Annotated in this window: 13 protein-coding genes; 3 read left to right on the top strand and 10 right to left on the bottom strand. The window is 47.5% G+C overall.

Translation table 11 applies throughout. The features are described 5' to 3' along the window. Positions 1 to 620: tetratricopeptide repeat protein (locus tag Q0668_RS05500; protein ID WP_298861027.1), on the top strand; the 620-nt coding region annotated here is incomplete at its 5' end. A gap of 256 nt (positions 621 to 876) precedes the next feature. After that, the gene (locus tag Q0668_RS05495; RefSeq protein ID WP_298861024.1) at positions 877 to 1,257 is read left to right on the top strand and encodes a hypothetical protein; all 381 of its coding nucleotides are present in this window, start codon (positions 877 to 879) and stop codon (positions 1,255 to 1,257) included. 127 nt (positions 1,258 to 1,384) lie between these two features. Here the strand turns inward: Q0668_RS05495 and Q0668_RS05490 are convergent, their stop codons facing one another. Then, complete coding sequence (locus Q0668_RS05490; protein WP_298861022.1) at positions 1,385 to 2,170, bottom strand: BPL-N domain-containing protein; 786 nt, start codon at positions 2,168 to 2,170, stop codon at positions 1,385 to 1,387. 62 nt (positions 2,171 to 2,232) lie between these two features. Then, positions 2,233 to 3,534 (bottom strand): carcinine hydrolase/isopenicillin-N N-acyltransferase family protein, encoded by a 1,302-nt coding sequence (locus Q0668_RS05485; protein WP_298861019.1) that lies wholly within the window; start codon positions 3,532 to 3,534, stop codon positions 2,233 to 2,235. 277 nt (positions 3,535 to 3,811) lie between these two features. Here Q0668_RS05485 and Q0668_RS05480 point away from each other — a divergent pair, with 277 nt between their 5' ends. After that, the gene (locus Q0668_RS05480; protein ID WP_298861016.1) at positions 3,812 to 4,618 is read left to right on the top strand and encodes a hypothetical protein; all 807 of its coding nucleotides are present in this window, start codon (positions 3,812 to 3,814) and stop codon (positions 4,616 to 4,618) included. A 21-nt stretch (positions 4,619 to 4,639) separates the two neighbouring features. Here the strand turns inward: Q0668_RS05480 and Q0668_RS05475 are convergent, their stop codons facing one another. The 8 genes from Q0668_RS05475 to asnB all read right to left on the bottom strand — a co-directional run. Next, a complete protein-coding gene (locus Q0668_RS05475; protein WP_298861011.1) occupies positions 4,640 to 6,115 on the bottom strand; it encodes a sulfatase in 1,476 nt (491 codons plus the stop codon). 58 nt (positions 6,116 to 6,173) lie between these two features. Further along, positions 6,174 to 6,788, bottom strand: coding sequence for a nucleoside monophosphate kinase (locus Q0668_RS05470; protein ID WP_298861008.1), 615 nt, complete (start codon positions 6,786 to 6,788; stop codon positions 6,174 to 6,176). A gap of 219 nt (positions 6,789 to 7,007) precedes the next feature. After that, a complete protein-coding gene (rpsD, locus tag Q0668_RS05465) occupies positions 7,008 to 7,613 on the bottom strand; it encodes a 30S ribosomal protein S4 (RefSeq protein ID WP_298861005.1) in 606 nt (201 codons plus the stop codon). A gap of 348 nt (positions 7,614 to 7,961) precedes the next feature. Next, entirely contained in the window at positions 7,962 to 8,960 is a 999-nt protein-coding gene (locus Q0668_RS05460; protein WP_298861002.1) for a polysaccharide deacetylase family protein, read from the bottom strand. 39 nt (positions 8,961 to 8,999) lie between these two features. Further along, positions 9,000 to 9,998 (bottom strand): NAD(+) synthase, encoded by a 999-nt coding sequence (gene nadE / locus Q0668_RS05455; protein WP_298860999.1) that lies wholly within the window; start codon positions 9,996 to 9,998, stop codon positions 9,000 to 9,002. 86 nt (positions 9,999 to 10,084) lie between these two features. Next, the gene (locus Q0668_RS05450; RefSeq protein WP_298860996.1) at positions 10,085 to 11,641 is read right to left on the bottom strand and encodes an AMP-binding protein; all 1,557 of its coding nucleotides are present in this window, start codon (positions 11,639 to 11,641) and stop codon (positions 10,085 to 10,087) included. 19 nt (positions 11,642 to 11,660) lie between these two features. Continuing rightward, a complete protein-coding gene (locus Q0668_RS05445; RefSeq protein ID WP_298860994.1) occupies positions 11,661 to 11,918 on the bottom strand; it encodes an acyl carrier protein in 258 nt (85 codons plus the stop codon). A 50-nt stretch (positions 11,919 to 11,968) separates the two neighbouring features. Beyond that, on the bottom strand, positions 11,969 to 13,678 hold a 1,710-nt coding region (gene asnB, locus Q0668_RS05440), incomplete at its 5' end, for an asparagine synthase (glutamine-hydrolyzing) (RefSeq protein ID WP_298860991.1).

The following is a 13,678-nucleotide window of genomic DNA, read 5'->3' as shown; positions in this document are numbered from 1 at the left end:
TTGAAAACTATGACTATGCAATCTCTCTTAAGGAGGGGCTAGACGTCGTAACTGCTTATCACGGTCGCGGCGAAGTCTGGTATAAGAAAGGCGAGTATGATAAGGCGATTCTGGATTTCTCTAAAGCAATTCGGAATGATGAAAAATCTGAGAAAAACTATGTTAGCCGGGGCAATGCGTGGTGTAAGAGAGGTGAGTATGAGAATGCCATCAAGGACTACAAGGCAGCCATGCATGTCGCACCAGAAGACCCACTTGGTTATAGTCAATTGGCGTGGCTTCTGGCTACCTGTGCCGAGGACCAATACCGCGATGGTAAGCAAGCTGTTGAGCTTGCTATAAAAGCGTGTGAGTTATCGAAATGGAATGACGCTGGTTCCATGAACTCTCTGGCAGCCTCTTATGCAGAAGTGGGCGATTTTGAACGCGCTGAGAATTATCAGAAAATGTGTATTCTGGAACTCGACAGGAAAATTAATAAATATGATTACACGATACGACTGAAACGCTATTTTGCACGCAAACCATTCCGCGGAGAAAAAGTTGACCGTGAGAAACAGAAAAAGATTGAAGTACCTTCGAACCGTTTCTCCGAATTCTTAAAGACGCTGGAACAATAACTGTTTTTGAATGGATCAATCTGATGATTTCGAGCAGGCGAAAACGGCGTGTTGAAAAATTGGCATAGACGAGTATTCGGAACGGTAAAAGCTTTATAGTGCAAGCAAAACCTACTACGAGAAAAAGACGAAGCACCCTTGAATTGACATGGTTTTGTGATTTATCTGGTATTAGAGAAGTTTCTGTGGCATGATATCAGGCAGAGATTTGATACGTAACATGCTCTGCGGACCATAACCTGAAAGGATATGTCCCATGAAGACTACATTGAAAAAATACTTACTGCTTTTGTTACCGGTGAGTTGCATTCTGTTGCTAGGCATCGTTTCTGTTTTTTTTCTGAATCGTCCGGCGCATGTGGTCTCACAACTTGAAGTGACAGTGGCACAGATGCCGTTAGGGATTTCAGCAGACGAAGCGGATGCGATTTTAGGAACGGCCCCCGACAGCATTTCTGAAATGGATGGCGTGTTAATGTCGCCTGTCACGATGCTGACGGCTTCTAACGAATTGTCAAGAAAGTATGGCGAACCTGAAACCTATTCGTTACGTGTCTGGAAACGTGGTGATGTAAGTGCCACTGTTGCCGTCGATAGCGAAGGTAAAGTCGCCGGTCGTTGGACGTGGTTTGAATGACAGTACATTCGGCACAATTGGCTGACTAGGGGATTCAGCAATGGGTACTCTTAGATATACTGTGAGAACCTTCTCTCTCAGCTATTCTTTCAAGTCATTAGAGTGGCCTTCCAGGATTGGTCGGCTGTCATTCTGCATTCGCAGCCCAATAGACTCCGGAGGCGATGAGGGATTTGGGTCCGTTTTTCATTTCAGGATGAGGACCGAAACAGATGACGCGACCTGTGCCAAATTTGGAGCGGATGATAGCGTGTGTGCCGACCATTGCATTAGCAGGGGCTCCGTTACGGGCGACTTCAGTGTCATATTTGGCTAACACTTCATAGCCGGGCAGGTGGGGCTGATTGTCGGGAACCAGCAGTGGGCCGTTTGCGTAATAAACATTGAATTTTGCTTTCGATTTGCTGAGCACTTCCCGACCGGAGGGAGTTAAGCTGATATCAACATTTTTTCTGCCTCGTGCCCAGTGTTGCCGATCCCAGACACGAGCGTTGATGACTCCGAGTGACCATTGATAATGAGAGGAAGCAAGATAGGCACCCGCACAGATTCCCACATAGCCACCACCGCCACGTACAAATTTACGAATCGAGGAGCGACCTTCTTCTTTGAGTGCTTTAGCCTGTCGGCTGCCACTACCGCCGGGGCAGATCAGGACGTCATAATTCTGAAGAACACCATCGCGTATTTCCGCGGAGCTAACGACTCTACTTTGAAAACCGTTGGAGGGAGTCAGAAACTTCGCAAGAATGTCCGGGCCCGTGCTTTTCGAACCGTCGAAATCGAATATCGCCACGCGTACCAGTTTTTTTACTTGTGGGGAAGGAGCATCGTCTGCCCAAGTGCTAGTGCTGATCATTCCTGCGATCAATGCGAAGGAGATTCTCTGGATGAAGTGTAGATGACGTCCCATTTTCAGTTCCTTGTTATTTTCAATCCACATTCAAAGTGTTGTGATTTGCGTCTGTCGTTCTACTACGGAACCAGGATGGTTTTTTTGACGGGAGCAAAACGCGGTGGTGCGGGAGCCGGCAGGGCGAGAGCCGCTTGTTTCATTTCGCGTAGTTCCTGCTGCATGGCGTGCATCGCCAGCATCGCCATTTTTTGATGGAATTTGGTTAATACTTCTTGAGAAACGCCTTCTTTTCTCCACTCGTCTTGAGCTTGTGCAGTTCGTGTTAGAATCTTATCTTCCATTGGCCAAAGATCAGACCAGATCCCCGGCAGGTATTCCGTATTGATTTTCTTGCCATCCGCAGTTTTGCTCCAGCCCCTGAGTGTAATCGCGATTTCACCAATCTCGCCCCCTTTTTTATCAGTCAATGGGTCAGCCACTTCCAGAACATTCACCCAGCAAGGGACAGCGATAGAAAAACTGGGGTTACCAAGGATGGTCCACATCGTTGATAGCTTAGGTTTCTCACCCGGTTTGACACCCTGAATCACGACCGCGGAAACCGTAGTAGTACGGCTGATTGTGTTGTCTGTGGAAATAGTGGTCGGCAGTGGTTTCGCGACACCATTCACGGAACCGGGGTAAGGCTTGCCGGCTTTGTTCGACAAGTCACGTGTCAGATTGCGGATGACATAGCCTGCTGAGATGCCAACCGCTTTTTGGGAATCGAAACGAGAACAGGCTTGGATATAGCGTTCTGCCGAGTAGATGCTACCCACTTCATTTGCTGTAGGAATGGATGGCAGATCCTGAGCGGTGGTCGCGAAGTTAGAACGCACAATGTATCCATGGGGAGCATCTGTCGCATCATTCGCGTCAAACATGGTGTAGGTCTTGGGGCCTGTCTCAAACAGAGCCGCTCCCCCTTCTGCGTCGATGACACCAAAATTCGCAGCGGTGCGACGGCCCGTTTGGTTCGTCTGGTCGAGTAGTTTTTTGAAATCGGCGACGGTCTTGCAGGTTTGCAACGCCTGTTTCATGAGTGCACCGTTGGCGAGACCTGTGGTCTTCTCGGAAATTCTCAAATCCTTACTCAGCGAATTTTCAATACTGAAACCCGCTTCATTCACACCCATATAAATCGATTTGCGACTGCCCGCATTCACAACTCCGATCGCTCGCAGAGTGCCTTCTTGAAAGAGGACAACTTCATTGTGAATATTCGAGGTATCACGGTTCTTCCAGAGCAGGGGACGCCCATCAACGGTGGCTTTGCCGCTAATCACAGCAGTCGTGCAGGCTTGTGTTGTGTGGCAAAGCGAATTAGAAAGCAGCAGCAGGAGCAGCAATGCATGGAGTAGGTAAGAGCCAATCGCAGGCATGTCTGGCGAATCCTTTATTTAAGGGGAGATCAGAAAAGATCCATCAATGTTAGATTTACTTCTGAATATTTCAAGAGAATCGAATCGTGTTCAAAGAACCTGCATTAAATCTTCATATTGTGTCTTAGTCTGATGAAGAGTGAAATCAAAAAAAGCAGAATTCAAGGGACAAGAGGAAGATTTTCTATCAAAGGTCGGTGAGATCCTATATGATTTGACTTATTGAGATGAAACTCTTGCGATTCATTTTTCTGTCACTATCCGAAAGGGGAATTCCATGACAGAGACGCAATTTTCTGAAAAGCAGATTCTAGCCGGTATTTTTGCTTGCTGGAGCGATGCGATGGGTACGGATCGTTCGTTCGATGCAGAAACACGCGTTGATCTACACATGAAAGCAAATGACGAGTGGGAAGATACGGATCTGGCTGATCTCTTTTTCCGTTTTGAAAAACATTTCGGATTTGAAAGTACTCTGGAAGAGTGGACTGAAGAGCTGGGGATTGCGAATGTGCCCAGTCTGGATGTTTGGGAAAACGAGATGGCACCTAAGTTTACTTTTGGTGCTCTCGCGCGATTCATTCAGAAGCGGTCTGTGAATACGGTTTCTTTTAAGCCCGTCATGGTGATTAACAAAGAGTGTCGACCGGCGGGCGTGTTTTACGGAATCGAGCAGATTTCGAATCCGCTCGTTTCAGCAAAATGTCGGGTGACGCCGAGTACAAAAATCATTGACGCGTTTCGTGGTTATAAACTGAATTCGTTCTGGAGTGAACTCAGCTGGAGATCTGAGGGGCGTCTTCCTCAGCTTTCGAGTCGCGGGAGGAAAATTGAAGCATGGGGTCACTTGTTCGGCAGTCTTGTAGTTTTCAGCATGATTCCGTTATCGTTATGGGGTCTGAATCCTGCAGCTCTGGTTGCAATTTCTGCTTGTGTGTCGATGGGGTGGCTTGGTTTGTCACTATACAAAAACAGGGTCAACCCACTGCCGCCTGAGTTGCAGACATTCCGAGATCTGGCGGTGTTAATTGCCGCACAAGATTGCGACGCGGTGCGCAAATGCGAAGCGATTGAACATGGATGAATTGATCTGGACTTTGTTTGATCAATCCACGCGGCCAGGTTTCCGGTTGTTTTTGCCTTTGCGTTTGGTGCCGGTATCGCCGATATCGGCGCGGGCTTTTTCTGCGAGAACCGTTAAACGTTTGACGACTTTGGGATTCTGATCGGCGACGTTTTTGCTTTCGCTGATGTCATTGCTGAGATCGTACAACGCGAGTCCTGTTTTCTTTTGAACGTAACGACTGGGAGTGCCGTCGGCGCCGGGTTTGTCTTTCAGGCTGCGATAAGCGTGTGGGAAATGAAGTTTCCATTGGCCACTGCGGACCGCATTCAAGTGTCCGCCCCAGTAAAAGAGCAGGGCATCGTGGGGTGATTTGGCTTCGGGTTTTCCGCTCATCAGTGGCCAGATATTTTTGCCGTCGATGATGCGGTCTTGTGGAACTTTTTCGCCGGTCAAGTAGGCGACCGTCGGGAGGATATCGATAGTCATTGCCATTTCATTGCAGACGGAACCAGCGGGGATTTGTCCGGGCCAGGCCATGATACAGGGCTCACGCTGTCCGCCATCCCAGGCGGTCCCTTTGCCTTCCCGCAGGGGGAGAGCCGAACCAGCATGATTGCCGTAGGAAAGCCAGGGCCCGTTATCCGACGTGAAAATGACCAGCGTATTTTCTTCGATGCCATTCTCTTTGAGCGCCTGACGGATTTGACCGACCGACCAGTCGATTTCCATGATCACATCGCCGTAAAGTCCCTGATCGGATTTGCCTTTGAACTTGTCGCTGACAAACAATGGGACATGCGGCATGGAGTGGGGGACGTAAAGCAAAAATGGTTTATCGTGATTCTGGTTGATGAAAGCGACGGCGCGTTCGGTGTACCAGGTAGTAAGTTGTGCTTGCTCTTTGCCTGTAACTTTGGGGTTGATGATGGTTTCATTTTCGATGAGGGGGAGATCGGGAAATCGTTTGCCGGCTGTGGGATGAAAGGGCCACATGTCGTTGGAGTAGGGGAGCCCGAAGTAGTCATCGAAGCCGTGTCTTGTTGGCAGGAATTCGGGAAGGTGGCCGAGATGCCATTTTCCATAGATGGCGGTAGCGTATCCCTGCTGCTTGACGACTTCGGCGATGGTGGTTTCTTCAGCGTTGATCCCAATTTTCGATTGTGGGCCGAGCGCTCCCTGAATTCCGATGCGATTAGGATAGCAGCCCGTGAGCAAGGCAGCGCGGGAAGCAGAGCAGACGGCTTGTGCGGCGTAGAAGTCGGTAAAGCGAACGCCTTCTTTGGCCATCTGATCGAGGTTGGGTGTTTTGATGTTAGGTGAGCCGAAGACGCCAACGTCCTGATAGCCCTGGTCGTCGGTGAAGACAATCACAATATTGGGGTGATCTTTGGCCGGTCGCTGTGCTGCTGAGACTGGTGAAATTGAAAACGAGGCGAGTACGATCAAGGGCAGAAAGAGGCAGGTCATTCGTTTAAGGTTCAGATACGTGGGGCATCCAAGATGAAAACGGGCCATGGGCGTGCCTTTCTGATTGTATAATTCGCTGGTTTTATTCGTCCTGAGCGTTTGTGTTTTACTCGCCGCGGAAGTGGGCATCTTGTACGGGAACGAGTGACTCCAAACATGCGAATAGTACACCCGCTGGTGAGCCAATCGCGTCTATGTTTGAGATGATTTCTTTCGGATAACAACTGAGGACCTGAGCCGATTCTTCACGATAGACTTCGAAACGGCGTCTAATGACGCTTTCATTGGCATCGTCGGCCCGGTTTTCACGGATCGCACGATGGCGAATGCGGTGGATCACTTTCTCTTCGTCGCTACAGGTTAAGTGCAGCACTTTGAGAACGTCAATGTACTGTTCCAAAATTTCTGCCTGTCGCACATTTCTGGGAATGCCGTCCAGGATCAGAATGTCCTTATTCGGCTTATACATTGAAAGGGTCGCACGGGCATCGAGGCCCTGCTTCCAGATACGGATACTGAGTTCATCGGGAACCAGTTCGCCGCGTGAGCTGTATTTATAAATTTCCTGACCTTCCGGAGATTCAATATCGATAGAGCGAAAGACGTCGCCACTTGAAAGGTGAAAAAACCCGGGGATTTGGCCGAGGATTCTGCCCTGTGTTCCTTTACCAACTCCAGGAGCACCAAACAGCAGGACGGCTTTACGTCGTTCCGTCACCATAATTATGCCTCTATGTTTCAAGGCCGATAATGTTTTCAGGAACCACACTGGTTACTGTTTTCAGATTCAGGAATAGATATCCCGAAATCAGTTCCTCACAATAACGTTTCGCAAAATAATTCTCACCCCTGCGGGGGAATATATTAACGAAGGTAAAATAAAAACACTCCGAAAAACCGTGAAGCTTTTCGGAGTGTTGAATTGATAATATTGATTCTCTTAACGAGAGATCAGAGCCACGACCTGACCCACGTCTACGGGCAGGCTGACGTCTTCAATCCCTGGTGCAGTAACTACATTTGCTTCTAAGGATTTTTTGTCTGTTGTAATCCAGGCACATCCAGGTCGTCCGGAATCAATGAGCTCGCTGTAAAGCTTTTTGAGGTTGGGACGATTTCGGACAGAGATGACATCCCCAGGTTTAACCCAGATCGATGGCTTATTGACTGTGACACCATTCAACTGAAAGTGAGAGTGCACAATTCCCTGTCGGGCTTGTGGGCGCGTCATGGCAAAACCTGCTCGACAGACCACGTTATCAAGGCGTCGTTCGCAGAGAATCAAAAGTGCTTCCCCGGTGTTGCCTTTAATGCGGCGTGCTTTGTCGAAATATCGACGCAGCTGACGCTCACGCAGGCCATAATAGAATTTGATCTTCTGCTTCTCGATCAAAGCCAGACCGTAGTTGGAAGCTTTACGACGACGTTGTGACATTCCGGGCGGAAGGTTTCGCTGGTCCAATGCGCGAGTTGCACCTGCATCTTCAAAAACCAACGCTCCTAAACGACGATTCACACGTCCTTTTGGTCCTGTGTAACGACCCATTCAGAGATTCTCCCACATTAATCACGAGCTGCCGAACATTTTTACTTGATAATCGGCAAAGAATTATATTAGAACCTGATCGATATAAACTATTCTTACATAATAGTTTATAGTCATTATGCCAAGAGGATCAGGCTTGAATTAGCAATCAGGGCGATGGTACTCTTCACAATGTTGCGCGTACCACAACCTTTAAAGCGGTCCGCTGTTATCGCAAATTAGACGAGAATCGTCAACCAACTGAGCTGTACGATCACAAAATCTCGGAAAAAATCAGGAGCCGTGATCAGAGGAGTAAGAATGGCCAAGGTGATTTACAGACTTGACGGTCCTTATGTACATGTAGTCTCAGCAAAAGACATGGGGAAGTGAGACGGAAGCTCTAAACAGCGTGGCTGGTTCTTCCGATTCAACGGCGATACGGGGAATGTCCCATTGATCGTGATCGCTGAGCGAAGAGAATCCTCCATAATAGCTGAAGCCCCAGCGGTAATCGGCCTCTTTTAAGCAGTCTCTGGTTCTTTGGTCAAAGCAGTCTTTGCCGCCCACCGGATAACTGAAAGCAGAAATGCTTTGACCGATTTCCGATTCAATTCTCTGTTTACAGTGTTCGATTTCGAAACGTTGTTTCTCTTCAGGATGATTGGCCAGAATCGGATGATTCACAGTATGGCCTCCGAAATCCATCCCGGCCTCGTGCATTTCGCGAACCATGTCCCAGGTCATCCAGACCTGATCTGCAATCTCTTGCGGGCAGCGCCCCGAGCCGGTTTCCTGAGCCAGAAAATTCAGATAGTCGCCTGTTTTTTTACCAGGTAATTTTTTGAAGACTTTCAGTAATGTTTTGATTGTCTGATCATGGTTAGCTGGTTCGAGTGAGAGGGCTGTTGTCGTCCACGAGTTTTCTGGCAGTGAAGTTGATGTCGCGCTGCGAACCATCCAGGAAATTTCATCCCACCAGGCCACTTTTCTTTCATCGAGAAAACCTGTCGTCAGAAAAAATGTGGCGGGAGAATTGTAGGCATTCAAAATCGGAAATGCCCACTCGTAATTATCCCGGTAGCCGTCATCGAATGTGATTAACACAGAACGACCTCGTCGTTGGTTCCAGAGGCCGTCCAAGTCTCGGATCCGGATCAGATCAAAATTCAAACTCAGGAAACGAACCTGTTGTTCGAAATTTTCGGCAGAAGCACTCCAGAGATCATGATCAAACAAGGAGCCAGCACAGTCACCGACCCGGTGGTAATTCAAGACGATTAAACCATTCCAGAGCGGAGTTTTGCGCCCCAGCATGTTTAATCCACTCCAGTCACAGGCTTTTGCCAGTAATTCTTTTTTGCTCACAAGGTCGTTTCCTTTTCGTTTTTTTGACACAGCAAACGATTATTCTGATTCGCTTGAAACGGAATCAATAACCTGAGGCGGCATGTGTAAATACCGAGCCGCTTTTCGTTTGGAATCGATATCGCCGTAAACCAGCTCAATCTGTTCCACAGGTAAATCGATACCTTCTGACACTTCCTCGGGCGAATAACCGTGATTTAATCCGTATAAACAGCAATCCAGTTTGTCATAAGAAACAGCAAAGAAAAACTCCTCTTGTGATTGTTCAAGAGAATAAGTGTCTGTTGTAGGCGGTCGCATGCGAATTACTTCCGGTACTTCGAGATATTCGGCCAGTTGGTAGACCTGTGATTTGTAGAGATGTGCAATTGGTTTCAAATCGGCTGCACCATCACCGTTTTTGACGAAAAATCCCTGATCGTATTCGAGCCGATTTGGTGTGCCGGGAACAGCATAGTTCAATCGGTCGGCGTGATAGTATTCCATCATTTTGCGGCAGCGTTGTTTAAAGTTCGTTGCGGCAACAATCGTTTGATATGCGGCTAAAGGTAGTCGTTTTTTGATGAATTCTCCCTCGGGTGTTTGCACGACGACTGAAAAGACGCGATAGCCACCTTCTTTCAGTAAATTCGGAAGCACGATTTTTGACTTCCAGTTCGGCTGATACTCGGGAATGACCTGTTTGATGGCAGCATCGCGGCGTTCATAACAACCTGCACCTTGCAGCATTGGTGCAATATTTTCCACGATAGCTTCCACATGAAAATGGTCTGCCAGTAATTGACCATAGGTCAGGCTTTCATCTTTTGTATCGTTTTCGGGCATCATGATTCCAAAAACACGATCTGCACCGAAGGCACGGACACAAAGTGCAGTCACCACACTGCTGTCAATTCCTCCTGATAATCCCAGCACACCCCCCTTTTTGCGCATCGTCTTGCGAACGGTTTGCTGCATCCAGCTCACAATACGTTCTGTTTCTGCCGCACAATCGAGGTTTAATAAGTCGGGACTGAATGTTTTTGTTTGAGTGGTCATCGTTCTGAATTCTCCTTAATTGCTCAACGAAGTCGTTAGCAATGTATTTCGGTTAATTATTGTTTGCTGATTTTTGTCCCGTCGATTCAGGGAAGTGTGAGTTGTTTTTTGTCGATCTTGCCATTCGGCGATTTGGGAAGTTCATCTCGAAATTCGATCTTTTGTGGAACCATGAAGTCTTCCAGGTGCTTGCGGCAGTAAGCCAGCACCTCTTTTTCTGTCAGTTCCTGATAGGGCATCAATGTCACAATGGCTCGAATAGATTGTCCCAGTACAGCATCAGGGTCTCCCACGATGGCTGCTTCTGAAATACCTTCATGAGCAAACAAGACGTTTTCGACTTCCTTAGGGCTGACTTTTTCGCCACGGCTTTTGATGATGTCATCCCGTCTGCCAACAAAATATAAATATCCTTCCCGATCCATACGGAATAAATCGCCGGTATAAAGATACATTTCATTGGGTATCTCAGCTGGTTTTAATCGTTCTGCGGTACGTTCAGGAGCTTCCCAATATCCTTTCATGACATTAGCGCCACGTACAACGAGTTCGCCGACTTGCTCAGGCGGCAGTCGATGCCCCTTGTCATCCACGATGAAGACTTCTGTATCCGGCATGGCAATTCCCACCGATCCGGTTCTGATATCGACCTGATCCAGGGGGAGATAAGATACTCGTTTGCATTCGGTCAGGCCGTACATTGAGAAAATCTGCACGTGAGGCAGGCGTTTTCGAAAGGTCAGGATATGTTCGGTGGGTAAGGCCGCTCCTGTATTTGTGATGTATCGTAATTTCGAAAAATCATATTTCGAAAGATCCATTTTCAACAGAATCGCAGAGATCGTGGGTACCAGTGGGAAGCCGGTGACCTGTTCGTCGATAATTCGTTGCAGGATTGCGTGTGGATAAGTGAAAGATTTTTCGAGGACCAGCGTGGCTCCCACACGAAACGCCATCAATAATTGATACAGTCCATAATCGAATGAGAGAGGAAGTACATTTAAAATAATGTCATCCGGCTCATTCATCAGGTAGGTCGTAATCGATCGCGCTGCCGAGGTCATATTCAAATGAGTCAGCATGACGCCTTTGGGATTTCCCGTTGACCCGGACGTATAAACCAACGCTGCCAGATCGACGCTGATTGTCGGAACATTCGGCGGCGTGATACTTTCAGAGAACTCTGCCTGCAACTGTTCCCAGGATTCAAAGCGGGGCATTTGCAGGTCATTGTCTTCCAGTTGTTGGGTAGCGGGGCCTACAGTGACTGCTGTCCGTAAATGAGGCAATAGATCGGAATGTTCTAAAATGGTGTTTCGTTTTTTTTCCGGAATGATCAGCGCGCTGGCGCGACAATTATTCAGGACGTAGATTAATTTATCGATCTTTGTGGTAGGGTTCACCATCACAAAGACACCGCCGGCCTTCAGTACTGCAAAAATCGAGACCACGGATTCAAGCGCATTGTCCAGATGGATGGCAACCCGATCTCCGCGTTCCACACCTCGTTGTACTAAAGCGTTCGCCAAGCGATTACTTTGTTGATCCAGTTCCAGATAGGTAGAACGATTCTGGTCAACAACCAGTGCGACTTTCTCTGGATGCTCATGCGCACTTTGTTCTAGAAATGATTGCAGCAACAACGGCCTGCTCCTTAAGGAATTATTGTAATTCTTTGAGTTTGGACTCAATGAAGTTGATCAACTGATCAATCGAATCCAGGTTTTCAGGAATCAATTCGTCGTCGTCGACTTCAACAGAGTATTTTTCTTCAATGAAGGAAACCAGTTCCAAAACACCTGTGGAATCAATGATCCCTGTTTCCAGAAATGAATCATTGTTGAGTAAAGACTCCGGGTCATCGCCAAACAAAAAGTTCTCAGCGACAAAGTTCCTTACATCAGTTTGAATCGAGCTCATCTTTTTACCTTTATACTGTAGAGTCAGATTAACGGGAATGTGTCTTAGAATTATGTCAGTAATGCAGCAGAGGCAGTGCTTTTTTCAGTCGAAACCGGATTTGAATGGATCATTTGTTCGACCAGTAATTGCGTTGAAAGAATGCCGACCAGCGCCATGTTATCGCGAGTTCCAATGGCTTTGCCTTGTTCGATTTTCTTGACCAGACGCTGTACCGTCGTTGGATGGAATAGACCGTTCTCTTTCAGTTTGTCTGGTGACAATAACTGACTGACATACTCGAACCGGGCTTTCTGTTTGTTCGTATCGATAAAGCTGTGTGCATCTGGTGCGCGATATGGCTGTTTGGGTCGCTTTCGAATGCTATCGGGAATCAGATCACGCATGGCATGCTTAAGCAGGAATTTTTCATTTAAACCATTCATCTTAAATCGAACCGGAATCCGCGAGGCAAATTCCACCACACGATAATCTAAAAACGGGAACCGACCTTCAACCGAATTTCCCATCGCCATTCGATCTCCCTGCGATGACAAAATATATCCCGGCATCAAATTTACCGTCTCCAGGTATTGGGCCTGGCAGAATGAAGGCCATTGGGAAAACTGTTCAGGCAACTGCTGAGAAAATTCCGAGAGTGGATCTTGATTTACCAGTTGTTGTTTTACATCGGCGCTGAAAAATGTTTTCAACTTGGAAGTTAAATCCCAGCGAGGCAGATGAGAGAAAAAGGGGCTGTCGATTTCTTCGTGACGGATTTTGAAAAACGCTTTGAGATAAGCGGGGGACTGTGCCTGCAGATTTTTCATGTAAGGATAAAGACGTTTTAACAGGAGTGGCCTGATTTTTGAATCAGCCTGACGACTCCAGAATCGTCTGATTTTGGTTTCTTTAAACAGATCGTAACCGCCTAATACTTCGTCGGCTCCTTCACCCGTCATGACGACTTTGAATTGATTGTCTCGCACTAATTTTGATAGCAGAAACATGGGTGCGGGAGCAGTTCGTAAAACAGGTTTTTCAGTATGCTGAATGACCTCGGGAAAGATCCGTCCGATATCTTCATAAGAACAGCAGACTGTTTGATGATCGGTCCCCAGTTCACGGATCATTTCCTGCTGAAAGTGGCTTTCATCGTAATCTTTATCGTTGAAATTAACAGAAAATGTATTCAACGGAGCATTGGTATAATTTCGAATAATGGCTGCAGTGACAGAAGAATCGAGACCACCACTGAGGTACGCGCCAACAGGGACATCGGCTCGCAACCGGAGCTGCGTCGCATTAATCAGAAGCGACCGCAATTCGTCGGCCCAGTCATCCAGGGAACGATTTTCTTCATTCGGACTATAATCCTGATGCCAATATTGCCAGATCTTTGTCTGGCCGTTCTTAACGATCATGGAATGTGCGGGCGGTAATTCAAAAACGCCTTCGAAGAATGTACGTGGTGGAAGTGGCGACCAGAAAGTAAATAGCTGGTTCAAAGCGGTCAAATCGACGCTGCGCTCGACATCGGGCAGCGTGAACAGTGCTTTCACTTCAGAAGCGAAAAGAAACCGGCCTTTTGTCTGTGTATAAACCAGAGGGCGAATTCCCATACGATCGCGGGACAGAAAAACCTGTTGTTGCCTTTGATCGTGTATGGCAAAGGCCCATTGTCCATTGAAGTGTTGAACACATTCTGTGCCGTATTCAGCATACATATACCCCGCATTTCCCAGATGACTTCCCTCGCTTTGGCACGTAATTTGCGCCAT

The sequence above is a fragment of the uncultured Gimesia sp. genome (assembly GCF_937910335.1).
GTDB lineage: Bacteria > Planctomycetota > Planctomycetia > Planctomycetales > Planctomycetaceae > Gimesia.
Note: the sequence above shows the minus strand (reverse complement) of the source record. Positions and strands in the feature narration are given on the sequence as shown.